This is a genomic window from Streptomyces sp. CY-1 (genome assembly GCF_047218265.1).
GTDB classification, from domain to species: domain Bacteria; phylum Actinomycetota; class Actinomycetes; order Streptomycetales; family Streptomycetaceae; genus Streptomyces; species Streptomyces niphimycinicus.
In genome coordinates, this window is the sequence record NZ_CP178393.1 from 537,357 (window position 1) to 553,225 (window position 15,869).

The following is a 15,869-nucleotide window of genomic DNA, read 5'->3' on the forward strand; positions in this document are numbered from 1 at the left end:
GCCGTTGCCCCCTACACGGGTCGCCGCCGGACGGCCGGACGAGAGCCACGGCCCCGCCCCGCCCACCGTGCGAGAGCGACCATGGGAGGCACCAGCGCCGCCAGGGCCCGGCACAGCCTCGACCGCGTCGGCCCTTCTACGGCGGTGCCCGCTTGACCTTGACGCAGCAGCGGGGTTTCTACTGGCACTATGCGCATCGGAGAAATCGCCGCGCTGGTCGGAGTCACCTCCCGGACCGTGCGGCATTACCACCACATCGGCCTGCTGCCCGAGCCCCAGCGGCGGGCCAATGGATACCGTGTCTACGGCCTCAGGGACGCCATCCTGCTGGCCCGGATCCGGCGGCTGACCGAGCTCGGGCTCGCCCTGGACGAGGTGCGGGATGTCCTCGCGGACGACGCCGGGCTCGAACTGGCGGAGGTGCTGGGCGAGTTGGATGCCGACCTCGCGCGCCAGGAACACGAGATCCAGCAGCGCCGCAGGGTCCTCAAGGCCCTTCTGGAGGGCCCGCTCACACCGGACGCGCCGCTCTCCCCCGCGCTCATCGAGCTCCTGAAGGGGGCGCCCGCCACCGCCTCGCCGGCCGCCGCCAAGGACCGCGAGCATCTGATCCTGATGGACGGGATCGTCGGCGGGGACGCGGTGTACGCGGCGCTGCGGCCACTGGCCGAGGACCCCGCCATACTCCCCCTGTACGAGCGGATGGACGAACTGGACGGGGCCGAGGCGGACGATCCGCGGGTGGCGGCGCTGGCCGACGACCTCGTCGCCGCCGTACCCGACGAGCTACTGGCGGCCATCCCGGAGGACGGCCCGACGGCGACCGGCTTCGAGCAGGCGCTTCTCGCCGACTACTCGCCCGCCCAGGCCGAGGTGGTGCGCCGGGTGATGGAGGGGGTGACCGCCCGGCTGCGCGACAGGAGGGCGTCATGAGTTCTCCGATCGCGCGGGCGGCGGCGCGAGTGACGGGGTGCTCGACCTCGCGGTGGGCAGCCGGACCACCGTGACGGTGGAGTTGACGGAACCGGTGAAGTACGTGCGACCGCTCGGCGCGGAGGGCTTCGCCCATACGCTCCGGTTTCACGCGGACGATCCGCGGGAGGCGGTCGCCGCGCTCACCCGGTCCGGACGGTGCCGGTTGAGAACCGCTGGGCCGACGCGCTGATGATCTCGTCGGTGACCCACCGCGCGACATCGGCGGGGTAGGGCGCCGCCAGGCCGAGGACGATGTGCGAGAAACCGGCGTCGATGGCCTCCGCGATCGCGGCCCGGGTGACGCCGGGCCGGTCGTAGGAGACGGGCAGGACGATCGAACGGGTGATCGCGGCGGGGTCGCGGCCGATCTCGGCGCAGTAGCGGTCCAGCAGTGCGCTGCGGTTGATGGCGTCGGCGATCTCACCGCCGGGCATGTTCCATACGTCCGCGTGCTCGGCCACCACGCGCAGCGTCGCGGACGAGCGTCCGCCGATGGTGATCGGCGGATGGGGGCGCTGGACGGGCTTGGGGTTGCCGAACGCTCCGGTGAGCTGGTGATAGGTGCCGTGGAAGTCGAACGGCTTTTCCTCGGTCCATAGCCGCCGGATCACCGTGCAGGCTTCGGCGAGGCTGCCCACGGCGTGCGCGGTGTCGTGGAAGGGCAGGCCGTGTGCCGCGTATTCACGCCGGGCCAGGGGGTGGCCGGGCCGTGAGCCGACGCCGATGCCGAACTCCAGCCGACCGTCGGAGATGATGTCGACGGTCGTGGCGATCTTGGCCAGCATCGCGGGCGGCCGGAACCGGTTGCTGGTCACCAGCAGGCCGAACCGGAGTCGACGGGTGTGGGCGGCGAGGGCCGAGAGCAGCGTCCAGCCTTCGTGGGCCGGTCCGTCCGGGTCGCCGCCGATCGGCATGAGGTGGTCGAAGAGCCACGCGTGCTCGATCTCCGGGATGGTGTCCGCCTCGCGCCAGACCCGCAGGATGTCGTGGTAGTCGACCTGCATGGGGGCGGTCATGATCCCGAAACGGGTCGGGGGTGTGTGTGACATGGAGCGTCGGTCCTTTCGGCACCGGCAGCGGCGGCCGAGACGCGCTGCCGAGGTTCAAGCGGAACAGCTTGTGGCCGACCGGCTTCCGGAATGACGCGGAAGCGTGGTGGCGATGCGTGAGGTGGTCGCCGGGCCCCGCTCTGCCAACACAAGCAAACGGAACCTCGCTCCGGTAACGATACGGAGCGTCGTTCCGCTTGGCAAGCCCGGCAGTGAGGGGAGCGGCGCGGTGAACGAGAGCGACAACGCCCGATTTCTGAGTACCTTCTGAGTATCCGGACGGATGCGAGGACCGCCGCATCCGCCGATTCTTGTCCGCATGAGTGAGACACCGGTCAAGCAGCAGAGCACGGCCGCGTTCTACGGCCAGGCGGTCGCCTCCTTCGCCGTCGCCATGGCCGCCACCGCCGTCGGAATCTTCCAGTTGAGCGCCGACGCCTGGGTGCGCGGCTTCCTGGCCATCTCCGTGCTCTACCTGGTGACGTCCGCCTTCACCCTGGCCAAGGTGATCCGGGACCGGCAGGAGGCCGGGCAGATCGTCAGCCGGGTCGACCAGGCGCGGGTGGACAAGCTGCTCGCCGCACACGACCCCTTCGAAAAGCTGTAAGCACCCCCGGGCCGTCCGCCACTACTCGTCGATGACGAGCCCTTTGGCCTTCAGCACCTCGGCCAGCCGGCTGACCTCGATCACGCTCTTTCCGGCGCGGTAGTCGGCGATATACGCGTCTTCCGCCTCGTCACGCGCCTGAGACCTGCGGATGACGTCCGCCACGTCCTCGCGGCGCACCACGACGACACCATCGGCGTCCGCGCGCACCACGTCCCCCGGGCGGACGATCTCGCCGCCGATCAGGACGGGTTCGGCCATCGGGCCGACGGTTTCCTTGACCGTGCCCTTCATGCTGACGCTGTACGAGAACACCGGGAAACCCAGCTCCCGCAGTTCCCGTGTGTCGCGCACCCCGGTGTCGGTGACGAGTCCACCGAGCCCCTTGGCCACACACGCGTTGGCCAGCACATCGCCGAAGGAACCAGCCTCGGCGTACGCGCCCGCGGCGACCACGATGACGTCGCCGGGTCGGGCATGGGCGATGGCGACCTGGAGCATGATGTTGTCCCGTGGCGCGCAGCGCACGGTGAAGGCGGGGCCGCAGGCCGACATGGTGGGGTCGATCGGTTTGATGGTGGAGTCCAGTGCCCCGAGGCGGCCCTGGGCCTCGTGGATGGTGGCGGCGGAGTACCCGCGTAGCTGGTCGACGAGGGCCGGGTCGGGCCGGTCGAATCGGGTGTTGACGCGCAGCATGTGGCTCCTCGGTGAGTCAGGAAAGGTCCGCACAGGCGCGGGCGATGCCCTCGCAGGCCGTGGTGAGGATGTCGTCGGAGGTCGCGAAGGAGATGCGGAAGTACCCCGGTGAGCCGTACGCGGCGCCGTGGATCACCGCGACCCGCCGTGACTCCAGCAGATGGGCCGCGAAGTCCTCGTCGGTGCGGATCTCGTCGCCGGACGGGGTGCGCCTGCCGAGGACGCCGGTGCAGTTGACGAAGGCGTAGAAGCCACCGCTCGGCGGGGTGCAGGACAGCCCGGGGGTGTCATCGATCAGTTTGCCGACCGCGTCGCGGCGCCCGCGGTAGACGGACACGCAGTCACGGACGAAGCTCTGGTCGCCGGTGAGCGCGGCGGTGGCGGCCGCCTGGCTGATGGACGAGGGGCACGAGGAGATCTGGGACTGGAGGGTGTTGATGGCGCCGACGAGTTCGGCGTTGCCCGCGCCGTATCCGATCCGCCAGCCGGTCATCGCGTAGGTCTTGGAGACGCCGTTGGTGAGGAAGACCCGGTCGGTCAGGCGCGGTTCGGCCGCGGCCATGCTGGGGACCCGGCCCGGCTCGTACCAGATCTCGTCGTAGATCTCGTCGGTGAGCACCTGGACATGCGGGTGGGCGAGCAGCACCTCGGCGAGCGCGCGCAGTTCCCCCGCGGTGTAGGCGGCGCCCGTGGGGTTGCTCGGGGAGTTGAGGACGACCCAGCGGGTGCGGTCGGTGAGCGCCGAGGCGAGCCGCCCCGGTGTCAGTTTGAATCCGTCCGCTTCCGCACAGGGCACGATCACCGGTGTGCCGTCGTTGGCGAGCACCATGTCCGGATAGGACACCCAGTACGGGGCGGGGATGACGACCTCGTCGCCCGCGTCCAGGGTGGCCATCAGGGCGAGGAAGATGACCTGCTTCCCGCCACCGCCGACCACGATGCGGTCGCCGGGGTAGTCGAGTCCGTGCCGCAGCCGGAGCCGGTCCGCGATGGCGGCGCGCAGTCGCGGGGTGCCGTTGACGGGCGTGTATTTCGTCGCGCCCTGCCGCATCGCCTCGATCGCGGCATCCTTCACATGGGCGGGGGTGTCGAAGTCGGGCTCGCCCACGGTGAGGTCGAGGATGTCCAGGCCCTGGGCCTTCAGCTCACGGACCCGCTGGGCGGCCGCCGTGCTCGGCGAGGGCTTGATGCGCCTCACCCGTTGCGCGGTGCTCATCAGTCCGTCCTCCGCTCGAAGTTGAGGCCACCGGGCACCTGGAAGGTGGGCAGAATCTCCACATGGCCGATGTTCACGTGCCGCGGTGATCCCACGGCGAACTCGATGGCGTCCGCGATGTCCTCCGGCTTCAGCGACTCATAGCCGTCGTAGTAGCGGCGCTGCGCCTCTTCCATATCGCCCAGCAGCCGGCCGAAGATCTCCGTTTCCACCCGACCGGGGCAGATCTCGGTGACCCGGATACGGCGTCCGTATCCGTCGACCCGGAGCTGGCGGGAGAGGGTGTGCACGGCCGATTTGGTAGCGTGGTAGATGGTGTTTCCGCCGAAGTTGTAGACGGCGGCGATGGAGCTGATGTTCACGATGTGTCCGAGGTCGCGTTCGACCATCCCCGGCATGACCAGGCGCACCAGGTGGAGGACCGCCTGGACGTTGACCGCTATCTGCTCGTCGATGGCGAACTCGTCGGCCGTGAGGATGTTTCCGGAGCGCGATACGCCGGCGTTGTTGACGAGCAGGTCGACATCGATGCCTCGCAGCTCCTCGGTGAGTGCGGGGGTGTCCGTGATGTCCACGGCGTGCGGAACGCAGCCGGTCCGCCGGGCGAGGTCGTCCAGCCGCTCGACATTGCGGGCCAGGGCGTGGACCTCGAGGCCCTGCTTCGTCAGCCGTTCGACGACCACCGCTCCGATACCGGTGGAGGCACCGGTCACCAGTGCGGTCTTGTAGTCGGAAAAGGGCATGTGGCCTTCACTCCTTGGAGGTTGGCGGGGTTGGCGGGGTGCTTCCGGTGGTGGCGCGGCCCGGCGTCACGCGTCCCGCAGCGGCAGATGTGCCTTGTCCGTCACCCGGGAGACCGCGATGAGCGTGCCGAGAGCGGTGATGACCGCATAGAAGGCGGGCATGGTGACGTTCCCGGTGCGGCTGATGAGATAGGCCATCAGCAGTGGCGCGGTGCCCCCGAAGAGGGCCGACGAGATGTTGTAGCCCAGGCCGTAGGCGGAGTACCGCACCCGAGTGGGGAAGAGTTCGACGAGCAGGATGTGGATGACGCCGGTGTGGCCCGCGAAGATGACGGCCATGACACACGCGCCGAGAACGGCCAGCGCCACATTGCCGGTGCCGATGAGCAGGTAACAGGGAATACCGGCGATGGCCATGGCGATCGCGGCCCCCATGAGCACCTTCTTCCGCCCGATCCGGTCGGACAGTGCGCCCATGAACGGGATGGCGAGCGAGATGGCCACCAGGCTGGCCGCGGTGACGAGGAGGCTCTGCACCTTGCCGAAGTGCAGCTCACCGCTCATGAAGGTCGGCATATAGCTGAACAGCACGTAGTAGCCGGATCCGTTCATGAGCGGGATGAACAGGGCCAGCAGCATGGCGCGGCGGTGCTCGGAGGAGGAGAACGCCTCCTTGAGCGGGTTCTTGGACAGGCCGCCCTCCTCCCGCAGCCGGGTGAAGTTCGGCGTGTCGCTGATGCGCCTGCGGATGTAGAGCCCGGCCATGCCCAGCGGAATGGCCAGCAGGAACGGTATGCGCCAGCCGTAGGACTCCATGGCGTCCGCCCCGAGGCCGCCGGTCATGCCCGCCGCGATCAGGGTTCCGGTCAGCAGGGAGAGGAAGGAGGCGATCTGGGCGTAGCTGGTGTACAGGCCGCGTTTGCCCTCGGGGGCGTGCTCCGCGAGGAAGGTCATCGCACCCGATGCCTCGCCGCCGACGGAGAATCCCTGGAGCACACGCAGCAGGATCAGCAGCACTGGCGCGGCCACGCCGATGCTCGCGTACGTCGGCAGCAGGCCGATCGCCGCCGTCGCCACGCTGATCAGCATGATGACGAAGACGAGCATCCGCTGTCGGCCTATGCGGTCACCGAGGTGGCCGCAGATGATGCCGCCGAGGGGACGGAAGAAGAACGAGACGGCGTATCCGAGGAAGACGAGCTGCACCTGTACCGCATGGGTCGCGTCCGGAAAGAACACGGCACCCAAAGTGCCCGCCATGAAGCCGAAGATGCCGTTGTCATAGAGCTCGGCGAAGATGCCGACACAGCCGGCGAGCGTCACCTTCTTCGCGGTTCTCGGATCGACGACGTTGGGTACCGGGTGAGCGGCGACGGCGGTCATGATGTCTCTCTTCTGCTGGCGGGGTGTGGCTGGCGGGGACGGATCACTCACAGCTAGGAGGGGACGGAAGAGGGTCTTACGGCGTGGCGGGGCGGGAGGGCGTCATATGTCGCGGCGGGGGGCGGTCTTACGGCGTGGCGGGGGCGGGGATGCGCAGGGCTTCGAAGGCCGTGCGTACGCGGGCCTTGAGCGCGTGGATGGCGTGTCGCTGGGCTCGGTAGGCGCTCACGGCCTCGGCGACCGTGCGGCGCCGGAAGCGAACGGACTGGCCGGGTCGGGCCTGTCCGAGCGCGGACAGGCCCGTCGCCGTCACCACGGCGAGCACCGGGTATCCGGCGGTGACGCCGCGGCCGCGGTGCAGGACGAGCAGTTCGTCACCGGCGGGCACCTCGACCGCGCCGACGGGCACTCCCCGGGAGAGCAGTTCCCCGCTCGCCACCCGTCGCGGTACGTCGCCGCTCATGCGCAGCCCGATGTGGTTGCTGCGCGGGGTCACCGTGAACGCCGACCGGAACAGCCGCTCGGCGGTGTCACCGAACTCCTCGTGGTCGGGCCCTTCGGTCACATCGATCGTCCACGCGTCGCCGAAGCGCGCGACGGGCACGTTCAGCCGGAACAGCGGTATCCGGAACACCGGGTGATCGATCGGCGGACAGGGTGTGCGCAAGGTCAGCTCATCGTCGCCACGCAGGGAGTGCGCGAAGCCCAGGATGGTGTCGGGGGCGCAGCTTCCGAGCAGGGACGGGGTCTCCACCGAGCCGAGAATGGCCAGGTAGACCCGCAGGCCAAGCCGGACGCCGGTGATGGCGATGGTCTCCCCGGCGCGTACCGACACGGGCTCCCACTGGTTCCGCCGGACGCCGCCCACGGTCACCTCGGCGGGCGCGCCGGTCACCGCGATGAGCACATCGGCCGAGGGGGTGCAGCCGAAGTCCAGTGCGGTGATCTCGATCAGCGGTGCTCCCTCGTCGTTTCCGGCGAGCACATTGGCGACGCGGGCGGAATGCTGGTCGAGTGCTCCGTTGACCGGCAGCCCGTAGTGGGAGTGGCCGAAGCGGCCGAGGTCCTGCACGGTGGCGAGGCCCGCACGGTGGACGGTCAGGGTGTCAGCCATGGGCAGCCGCCAGGGGTGTTCCGACGTGCTCGTCCCACTGGCCGGGGTCGATCGGCACGAACTGGAATGTGTCGCCGGGCCGGTACGGAGCCAGTGGCTCGGCGTCGAGGTCCAGGACGCGCAGTGGCGTACGCCCCAGCAGCGGCCAGCCGCCGGGCGAGGGCATGGGCGAGATGACGGCCTGCCGTCCGGCCACCGCGATCGAGCCGGGCACGACGCTCGTCCGTGGCGAGGCAAGCCTCGGCACCGGCTTCGGGAAGGCGGGGCCGTCCATCATCGGGGCCGCCGCCGGGGCTCCGAGGCAGCGGACCGTGAGCGGAGCGGCGGAGTGCAACGCCACCACCTCGTGCTCGGTCAGCCCCAACTGCTCGGCGACGACGGGCAGATCGGGGCCGTGTTCACCGCCGTACACCACCGGCACCACGAAGCGCCGGGAAGGTGTCGTCGGGAAGGCTCCTTCGCCGAGTCGGTCGGCCTCGTATCGCAGGGCACGCCGGACCGTCGTGTGATCGGTGTGGAAACAGTCGAACTCGATCAGCAGCGAGTCGTACGTGGGCACGATGCCGTACACGCCGCCGGGCCGGGCCGCCTCGAACGCGTGGGCCAGAGCGTGCACGGTCTGCCAGGCGCGGGCGGGGTCACCCATCGCCTTGACGACGACGGCCGAATCACCGCAGTCCGCGATCACGATGTCGTCGCCGCCCATCTCAGGCGCTCCTGGCAGTCTTGGTACTGGCGACCTCGGCGCTGCCGACCTTGGCGTCCAGGACGTTCGTCAATGGGGTGATCTGCACATCGGCGGCGAGGAGTTCGCGGCGTATCCGGTGCGCGAGCGTGATGGCCCCAGGGGTGTCGCCGTGCAGCAGTACGGTGTCGCATGCGACCGGAAGGCCACGGCCACCGATGGCGCGCACCACCCCTTCGGTGACCATCCGGACGGTCCGCTCGGCGATTTCCCCCGGGTCGTGGATCACCGCACCCGGTTCACTTCTGGGCACCAGCGTGCCGTCGTCGCGATAGGCCCGGTCGGCGATCCCGACGATGCCTACCCGCAGGCCACGGGCACGGGCGGCGTCGGCGAGCGCGCCGTCCTGGGCCAGGACGATCAGCGACCGGTCGAGCGACTCCACGGCCTCGGCCACCGCCTGCGCGTAGTCCGGCCGGGTCGCCACCAGGTTGCCGAGGCGGCCGTGCGGCGCGATATGGCGCACCTGGGTGCCATGCGCGGCGGCGAACGCCCGCAGCGCGCCGATCTGGTACAGCGTGTCGGTCCGGACCTCGTCCGGGGTCAGGTCCATCGCACGGCGGCCGAATCCGACGAGATCGGGAAAGCCGGGGTGTGCGCCCACGGCGACGCCGCGCCGGACGCAGTGGCGGACGGTCGCGTCCATGATCCGCGGGTCTCCCGCATGGAATCCGCACGCGATATTGGCCGATGTCACCACGTCGAGCAGCGCTTTGTCGTCGCCCATGGTGTAGGCGCCGAACCCCTCGCCCAGATCTGCCACGAGATCGACCAAATACGTCATGACGTCCTCCAGAAAAAGGAAGAAAAGGCGACGTCGCCACTTCTTCGTTTTCGGCTCAGTGGACTTGGCTTGTCCGCGCCCGCTCCCGGTGTGCGTTCACGGCGTTGACAAGGTCGTAACCATTCCCACGGTTGACTTGGAATGACACGGTTTCCGTGGCCGAGCGGCCCTGAATCCGCGTTTCGGTGAACCTAATCCCGTTGTAGGGCGGCGGCAAATACGCGTTCCATGTGACGTAATCACCGCTGGATATGACGTGGCTCACGCGGGCCACCGTCCGGCGGACGCCGTGGGCCTACCATGAGACTCCGCTCAGGCTGGAGGGCCACCCATGGACACCAGGCGTCTTTACTCGTTCGTGAAGATCGTCGACGCCGGGAGCATCACGCGTGCGGCCGACATCCTGCATATCGCCCAGCCCGCGCTCAGCCAGCAACTCTCCATGCTGGAAGCCCAGTTCAAACAGCAACTGCTGATCCGCAGCAAGCGCGGAGTGGCGCCGACCGAGGCGGGCCGGGCGCTGTACCGGCACGCACAGCTCATCCTGCGCCAGGTCGATCTCGCACATGCGGCGGTCGATGTGTCCGGGCGGGCCCCGGCCGGCAGCGTCTCGGTGGGGCTGGCGCCCTACAGCATGGGGGCGGCCCTTGCGCTTCCCCTGCTCAGGAGCGTGCGCGAGCGCTACCCCGACATCCTGCTGCACATCAACGAGAACTTCGGCGGGGTCATCAGCGAAGCGATCATGACCGGCCGGATGGACATGGCCTTCATCTACGGGGCCGGTCCGCTACGGGGAGTGCAGTTCGAGCCGCTGCGCACCGAGGATCTGTTCCTGATCGCCGCGCCGGGCGCGAACACTCCGGGTGGCGACGATGAGGTGTCGCTGAAGGAGTTGGCCGACGTCGGTCTGCTCCTGCCCAGCCGTATCCACACCATCCGCCAGGTCGTGGATGCCGCGTTCCAGCAGGCATCGCTCCAGCCCCGGGTGATCGGTGAGCTCGAATCGGTCCTGACCCTGGTCAGCGCCGTCGGCGCCGACCTCGGGGCGACGGTGCTGCCCTGGTCGGCGGCGCGCGCCATCCTCGATGTGCGGAACCTGGAGGTACGGCGGATCGTCGATCCGGCCATCCAGGTCAAGCTGTCCCTCTGCACCTCCGACCATCAGCCGCTGTCGGAACCCGCCCACGCCGTGCACGATCTGTTCCACGAGCTGATCGCCGACTTCGGCTAGCCGGGATCGCGTTCATCCATTCCGGCCGCCGATAGCGTCACGCGAAATATCTCCGTGCGGCCGCATTGCGCGCTTACTCGCGGCTTTCCGGAAATTAGCATGGACATCGGCGAATGCGTAACGGTCACCGATTTCCCGCGCCGATGCCCTCCGGGGGCGGTCCGCTGGTGCCCCGTACCGTCAGCTTCGGATCCAGCACCGCCTCCCGCGGCTCCGGCGTCGCGCCCTCCAGCGCTCCGCACACCTTCCACCCGGCGTGGCCACCGCCTGTGTCTTCGCCTGGGAGGAACGGGCCCGGGAGTCCTCCGCCTTCATGCCGAACCACATCCGCAAGGAGCTCACCGGGTGAAACGGGGTGGCCGGACCGGCTGCGTCGGGTCCGGCCACCTTCACACAGGCGGAGACACCGACTGAGGCGCCGGCAGAGACACCGGCGGAGCGCCAAAGCCCCGTTAAAGGTCATCACGGCGGCGTAAGAGGAGCGTCAGGGCGCGTCAGGGCGCGTTCCCGCCCGCCCAGTGCCCCGCTTAGCGTGCCCGTATGGAACGGCTGATGGGCGGGCCCGCCCGGACGCCCCGTAGTGGCCGTCCACGTGCGGACGGGCGGTGGGCGGTGTGTCTCGCGCTGGCGTTCGGCGGGGTGACGACGCTCCTCGACTGGGCCTCGGGCGGGCTCACCGTGGGTCGGGCCGATCTGTGGGCGCTGCTCGCGGTGGTGGCGTTCACCGTGCTGCGGCCACCGCGGGTGACGGCGGGCGGCGGCTGGCTGACCGTACGGGGCTTCGTACGCGTCCGCCGGGTGCGCACCGACGCCCTGACCGGGGTGTGGCAGGGCGGCCGGATCGCCACCCGGCTGCTCCTGCGAGACGTCTACGGCCACCGGGTGGCCCTCGACATGGGCGTCCTGATCGCGGATCCCCTGCTGTGGCATGAGCTGGACACCGGTGCCCGGCGCTCCCTCGAACGCGGTACGTTGCGGCACGGCACGGAGATCCTGCGGCTGCTGGGGCGGAGCCTCGACGACACGGCCACCCGGGGGATCCTCGGGGCGTCCGGCCTGGAGTAGGCGGCGCGAGCGCGGACCGTACGTGGCCTTGCCCGCACCCCTCAGAAGCACACCGATCACATCTGGGACCGCGACGGCGGGTCACCCACGCAACGCCCGCAGGTGGGCGCTGCGGACGTCGGCGGTCTGGCCCTGCACCACCAGGAACAGGCCCTCCCGGGCCAGCCGCTGCGCGGGGCTGCCGAGGCCGAAGGCCCGGCCGCCGCCCGCGACGATCGCCGCGGTGGTGGCGGCGCGCAGCACGTCGTAGGCCCGGGTCTTCACCGCGAGCCGGTCCGTCAGCCGCTCGCCCGCCGGCACCTCGTCCACCAGCGCGTACGCCTCCCGGCGCACCTCACGCAGCCGCTCGCCCAGCACCTGCGCCGTCTCCTTCGCCTCCGCGTCCCCGGCGGCCTCCAGCAGCTCCAGGGCCGCGCCCGCCACGCCGAACACGGCCGGGTTGGGGTTGGTGTTCTTCGGTCGGTCCGCGATGGCCCACTCCTCGTAGGGACGGCTCCAGACCACGTCCTCCTCGGGCACCACCAGGCCGTCCAGCTCCAGGCCGACGGTGCGGGTGCCGGTCAGCGCTGCCAGTTGGAGCTGCGGTGTGGGCCGCAGACCGGGCTGCTCACGAGCGTCCGCGAAGGCGAACAGCGCTTCGCCTTCGTCGGTGACCCCGGCGAGGAGCATCACATCGTTCAGGCCCCAGCCGGTGTACCACGGCACCCGGCCGTCGAAGCGCCTGCCGCCCGGGACCCGGGTGACCCGCACCGGCTTGCGCGGAAAGGCCCGCAGATGGGAGAAGGCGATACCGGACAGCAGCGTGCCGTCGCACAGCGGCCGCAGCAGCCGCTCGCGCGCCGGGGAGTCGCCCGCGGCGAGCATCCTGACCGGGCTGTGGTGCTGGGCCTGCACGAAGTAGGTGGAACAGCAGGCCCCGGCCAGGATTTCGGCGACCTCCCGGGCAACCGCGTCCGCCACCTGCGCCCCGCCGTACGCCGCCGGTCCGCCCACCCCGAGCACCCCGGACCTCTTGACCTCGGCGATCGTGGCCGGGGACACGCCCTCGCGGTCGGCGGACTCGGCGCCGGGCGCCAACACCTCGTCGGCGAGGCGCCGGGCCGCCTCGATCAGCGTCGGGGCCGGGGCGGTCATGACCGCTCCTTTCGTTGGCGCGTCGGCGTGGTCGGTGTCCTGGTGCGTCGAGCCGCCTACGCGTGAGCGTCGGGGGACGTGAGACCGGCCAGCAGCAGGCGCATGCCGCGGTGGAAGTGGGAGTCCCAGTCGTCCTCCTCCAGAAGGGGGAAGTGACCGGCGAGAGTGGGGTATTCGTCGACGTGGGCGCGGATGTGGGCGTCCACGGCCGAGCGGGTCGCCGCCTCGTCGGAGCGCTGCTGCCACACCGCTTCGGAGGACGCGGAGCCGATCACATAGTGGGTGATGGTGGCCGCGGCGGACGACAGGTGGACCCCTTCGAAACCGCCCGTGGTGAGCGCGGTGTAGGCGAACTCCGAGGAGCGCAGGGCGTTGGGCCCCATGAGGGGGCGGGAGTTGGCCAGGGCCGCGGCCCACGGGTGGCGCAGGAGGGCGGAACGCAGGCCGGTCATGAACGCCTCGGTGTCCTCCTGCCAAGAGGCACTGTGCTTCTCGGGGAGGTCGAGTTCGGCGAAGACGGCGTCGAGGGCCAGGTCGAGGACGTCGTCCTTGGTGGCCACATGCCAGTAGAGGCTGGTCGCGTGGGCGCCGAGCCGCTCGGCGAGCCGGCGCATGCTCAGCTTCTGTACGCCGTCGCGGTCCAGCAGCTCGACGGCGGTGGCGATGATCCGCTCATGTGAAAGCTGAGGACGTGGGCGGGACGCCTTCTCGGCGCGGAACCACACCGCTCCCGGCGCGTTGTCCAGCGCCGTCTTTCCCTTGTTCCCGCTCGTTCCCTCAGTCCCGTTCGGCTTCGCACTCACGAGGCCGCAGCCTACCCCGTTGCCCTCACCGTTCCATCAATCCTACAGTGTTGGATAGATGCCAACAGCGTTGGAGAAGTGGAACGAGGGAGGAACATGAGGGACGAAGAAGGCCATCCGCGCCGGTGGGCGATCCTGGTGGCCTTATGCGCCGCCCTGCTCGTGATCGTCATCGACAACACCGTCCTGCATGTCGCGGTGCCCGCCATCGGCGACGCGTTCGACGCCTCGACGGACCAGCTCCAGGCGGTGATCGACGCCTATGTCGTGGTCTTCGCCGGGCTCCTCATCACCGCGGGTGTCCTCTCCGACCGCTACGGCAGGCGGCGCACCCTCGTGCTGGGGCTGCTGGTCTTCGGAGCGGCGTCGGGTCTGGCCGCGGCAGCCCCGTCGGTGTGGTGGCTGATCGCGATGCGGGCGCTCATGGGAGTGGGCGCGGCGCTGGTGATGCCCGCGACGCTGGCGGTTCTCGTCGTGGTCTTCCCCGAACGGGAGCGCCCGCGGGCCTTCGCGGTGTGGAGCGCGGTCGCCTCCGTCGGCATGGCCGCGGGGCCGCTGCTCGGTGGCGCCCTGGTGGACATGTGGAGCTGGGCGGGGGTCTTCCTGATCAACATCCCCGTGGTGTCGGTGGCCCTGTTCGGGGTCGTACGGCTGGTGCCCCGGACACGGGCACCCGATGGCCGCGGGCTGGATCCGTTCGGCACGGTTCTGGTCACCGCGGGCATGACCGGCCTGGTGTGGGCCCTGATCGAAGCCCCGGCGTACGGGTACACCGCGCCCGCGGTGCTGGGCGGGACGGCGGTGGCGCTGATGGCGCTGATCGGCTTCGGCGTACGGCAGCACCGCTCCGCGACGCCGATGGTCGATCTGCGGCTCTACCGCGACCGGCGGTTCTCCGGGGCCGGCTTCGCGGTGGCGGTGATGACGATCGCCACCGGCAGCACCCTCTTCGTGCTGAGCCAGTATCTGCAACTGGTACTGGGCTACAGCGCCTTCGAGACCGGTCTGGCCGCGGTGGCGCTCGCGGCCGGGGTCGTGGCGGGCTCGACCGTGGGCGGCCGGGCCGCGGCCAGGTTCGGGCCGCGGGCCTGCATCGTCGCCGGATTCACCGTCACCGCCGCCGGATTCGTGACGCTGGCCTCGCTCTCCGAGGAGGGCAGCTACGCGACGGTGTCCGTCGGGCTGGCGCTGGCCGGTATCGGATCCGGGATCGCGGGGCCCTCGGCCACCAGCACGGTGCTGGGGGCGGTGCCGCCCGAACGGGCCGGTATGGGATCCGCGCTCAACGACACCCACCAGCAACTCGGCATCGCTCTGGGCGTGGCCGGACTGGGAAGCCTGCTCGCCACCGTCTACCGGGGCAAGCTGCCGGACGGTCTGCCCGACGACGCGATGTCCTCGCTCGGCGCCACCCTGTCGCACGCCCGGGACCGCCCGGATGGCGAGGCGCTGACCGAGGCGGCCCGTTCGGCCTTCACGGACGCCCAGTCCGTCACGATGAGCGTCGGAGTGGCGGCGGCCCTGGTCGGCGCGGCCGTGGCGCTGTTCGTACTGCCGGGCCGCACCACCCTGGCGACGGCGCCCGAGCCGGAGTCCGGGGAGGCGGGACAGCCCGGATCACAGCGGGGCGCGGAGTGAGGACCGGCCCTTCCGCCAGGCGCCCAGAAGCCCCTCGGCGAGGCGGTCCTCCAGGAACACAGTGGCATCGACGCCGAACGCCACGTCCGCGGCCAGTCCCGGTTCGCGCTTCAGGAGTTCGTGGATACGGCGACCGATGCGCGATGTACTCACGCAACTGCCACAGCTCGCCCTCGTCCCGGAGGTAGTGGGACACCCCCGCGCCGTCGCGCGAGCGGACACCTCGGCTCGCCCCGGTCGCCTACAGCACGACGATCGCGAACGCGACGCAGAAGGCCGCGAACAGCACCACAAAGGCCCAAATGATGATCGTGGGGCCCTTCGACCAGCCTTTCGTGGGGTTGTACGTCTCCTGGGGGCCCGCTTCCGAGAGGCCGTCTTCGGCCGGTGGGGTCTCCCCCGGGGGCACGCCCACGCTGGGCCGTAGTCCGGGAGTGCGCTCGGGGTTCGGGACTGGGTTCGTCTGGTCCATCTCCGATGCGCTCCTTTCCGCCTTCGGGGCGCCGCCTGCCCGGGGCCCGCCACCCCGCACGATCTGTGCGAGGCGCTGTCCCCGGTGGACTCTTCCCACGATACGGCGGAAAGCACGCCGGGCACGGCGTGGCGTTCGCGGCCCACCGGGAACGTCATCCGTGCTTCGCGTTCCCGGCCGTGCCGGTGGTGTGGAACACCAGGTGCGGCCGGGC

General features: G+C 70.3%; 16 protein-coding genes and 3 pseudogenes. 7 read left to right on the forward strand and 12 right to left on the reverse strand.

Annotated features, from left to right (window positions below; genetic code table 11):
• The first annotated feature begins 189 nt into the window (after positions 1–189).
• Both ACK1X7_RS02530 and ACK1X7_RS02535 read left to right on the forward strand, forming a co-directional pair.
• Positions 190–933, forward strand: coding sequence for a MerR family transcriptional regulator (locus ACK1X7_RS02530; protein ID WP_390794316.1), 744 nt, complete (start codon positions 190–192; stop codon positions 931–933).
• A gap of 31 nt (positions 934–964) precedes the next feature.
• Positions 965–1,165: pseudogene (locus ACK1X7_RS02535) on the forward strand (hypothetical protein); the annotation flags it as partial.
• On the opposite strand, the gene ACK1X7_RS02540 reads toward ACK1X7_RS02535, so the two are convergent.
• Complete coding sequence (locus ACK1X7_RS02540) at positions 1,116–2,024, reverse strand: LLM class flavin-dependent oxidoreductase (protein WP_390794317.1); 909 nt, start codon at positions 2,022–2,024, stop codon at positions 1,116–1,118. The pseudogene ACK1X7_RS02535 and the gene ACK1X7_RS02540 overlap by 50 nt on opposite strands.
• Before the next feature lie 319 nt (positions 2,025–2,343).
• Between ACK1X7_RS02540 and ACK1X7_RS02545 the strand changes: the two genes are divergently transcribed.
• Positions 2,344–2,631, forward strand: coding sequence for a YiaA/YiaB family inner membrane protein (locus tag ACK1X7_RS02545; protein ID WP_043236392.1), 288 nt, complete (start codon positions 2,344–2,346; stop codon positions 2,629–2,631).
• A gap of 21 nt (positions 2,632–2,652) precedes the next feature.
• Here ACK1X7_RS02545 and ACK1X7_RS02550 read toward each other — a convergent pair whose 3' ends face one another.
• The 7 genes from ACK1X7_RS02550 to ACK1X7_RS02580 all read right to left on the reverse strand — a co-directional run bounded on the left by ACK1X7_RS02550 (position 2,653) and on the right by ACK1X7_RS02580 (position 9,312).
• Positions 2,653–3,327: a 4-carboxy-4-hydroxy-2-oxoadipate aldolase/oxaloacetate decarboxylase gene (locus tag ACK1X7_RS02550; RefSeq protein ID WP_390794318.1), complete on the reverse strand. Its 675-nt coding sequence runs from the start codon at positions 3,325–3,327 to the stop codon at positions 2,653–2,655.
• 16 nt (positions 3,328–3,343) lie between these two features.
• On the reverse strand, positions 3,344–4,543 hold the full coding sequence (locus tag ACK1X7_RS02555; RefSeq protein WP_385145093.1) for an aspartate transaminase: 1,200 nt from the start codon (positions 4,541–4,543) through the stop codon (positions 3,344–3,346).
• Positions 4,543–5,286, reverse strand: coding sequence for an SDR family oxidoreductase (locus ACK1X7_RS02560; protein WP_385145091.1), 744 nt, complete (start codon positions 5,284–5,286; stop codon positions 4,543–4,545). The genes ACK1X7_RS02555 and ACK1X7_RS02560 overlap by 1 nt, the downstream gene beginning before the upstream one ends.
• Before the next feature lie 66 nt (positions 5,287–5,352).
• Complete coding sequence (locus tag ACK1X7_RS02565; RefSeq protein WP_385145089.1) at positions 5,353–6,669, reverse strand: MFS transporter; 1,317 nt, start codon at positions 6,667–6,669, stop codon at positions 5,353–5,355.
• Between the two features lie 127 nt (positions 6,670–6,796).
• A complete protein-coding gene (locus tag ACK1X7_RS02570; RefSeq protein WP_390794319.1) occupies positions 6,797–7,783 on the reverse strand; it encodes a biotin-dependent carboxyltransferase family protein in 987 nt (328 codons plus the stop codon).
• Complete coding sequence (locus ACK1X7_RS02575; protein WP_385145085.1) at positions 7,776–8,489, reverse strand: 5-oxoprolinase subunit B family protein; 714 nt, start codon at positions 8,487–8,489, stop codon at positions 7,776–7,778. The genes ACK1X7_RS02570 and ACK1X7_RS02575 overlap by 8 nt, the downstream gene beginning before the upstream one ends.
• 1 nt (position 8,490) lies before the next feature.
• The gene (locus ACK1X7_RS02580) at positions 8,491–9,312 is read right to left on the reverse strand and encodes a LamB/YcsF family protein (RefSeq protein WP_413114584.1); all 822 of its coding nucleotides are present in this window, start codon (positions 9,310–9,312) and stop codon (positions 8,491–8,493) included.
• Between the two features lie 331 nt (positions 9,313–9,643).
• On the opposite strand from ACK1X7_RS02580, the gene nac reads away from it, so the two are divergent.
• The 3 genes and pseudogenes from nac (at position 9,644) to ACK1X7_RS02595 (ending at position 11,608) form a co-directional block, all read left to right on the forward strand.
• Positions 9,644–10,543, forward strand: coding sequence for a nitrogen assimilation transcriptional regulator NAC (gene nac, locus ACK1X7_RS02585; protein WP_385145081.1), 900 nt, complete (start codon positions 9,644–9,646; stop codon positions 10,541–10,543).
• A 253-nt stretch (positions 10,544–10,796) separates the two neighbouring features.
• A pseudogene (locus ACK1X7_RS02590) lies at positions 10,797–10,892 on the forward strand (sugar phosphate isomerase/epimerase); the annotation flags it as partial.
• Positions 10,893–11,083: 191 nt separating this feature from the next.
• Positions 11,084–11,608 (forward strand): hypothetical protein, encoded by a 525-nt coding sequence (locus tag ACK1X7_RS02595; RefSeq protein ID WP_385145079.1) that lies wholly within the window; start codon positions 11,084–11,086, stop codon positions 11,606–11,608.
• A gap of 81 nt (positions 11,609–11,689) precedes the next feature.
• On the opposite strand, the gene ACK1X7_RS02600 is transcribed toward ACK1X7_RS02595, so the two are convergent.
• Both ACK1X7_RS02600 and ACK1X7_RS02605 read right to left on the reverse strand, forming a co-directional pair.
• Positions 11,690–12,742: an acyl-CoA dehydrogenase family protein gene (locus ACK1X7_RS02600; RefSeq protein WP_385145077.1), complete on the reverse strand. Its 1,053-nt coding sequence runs from the start codon at positions 12,740–12,742 to the stop codon at positions 11,690–11,692.
• A gap of 56 nt (positions 12,743–12,798) precedes the next feature.
• Positions 12,799–13,545, reverse strand: a complete 747-nt coding sequence (locus ACK1X7_RS02605) for a TetR/AcrR family transcriptional regulator (RefSeq protein WP_413114585.1) — start codon at positions 13,543–13,545, stop codon at positions 12,799–12,801.
• A 96-nt stretch (positions 13,546–13,641) separates the two neighbouring features.
• Between ACK1X7_RS02605 and ACK1X7_RS02610 the strand changes: the two genes are divergently transcribed.
• On the forward strand, positions 13,642–15,183 hold the full coding sequence (locus ACK1X7_RS02610) for an MFS transporter (RefSeq protein WP_385145073.1): 1,542 nt from the start codon (positions 13,642–13,644) through the stop codon (positions 15,181–15,183).
• Here ACK1X7_RS02610 and ACK1X7_RS02615 read toward each other — a convergent pair.
• Positions 15,163–15,300, reverse strand: a pseudogene (locus tag ACK1X7_RS02615) (iron-containing redox enzyme family protein); the annotation flags it as partial. The gene ACK1X7_RS02610 and the pseudogene ACK1X7_RS02615 sit on opposite strands and share 21 nt — an antisense overlap.
• 124 nt (positions 15,301–15,424) lie before the next feature.
• Positions 15,425–15,655: a DUF6480 family protein gene (locus ACK1X7_RS02620; RefSeq protein WP_361498875.1), complete on the reverse strand. Its 231-nt coding sequence runs from the start codon at positions 15,653–15,655 to the stop codon at positions 15,425–15,427.
• Positions 15,656–15,869 lie beyond the last annotated feature (214 nt).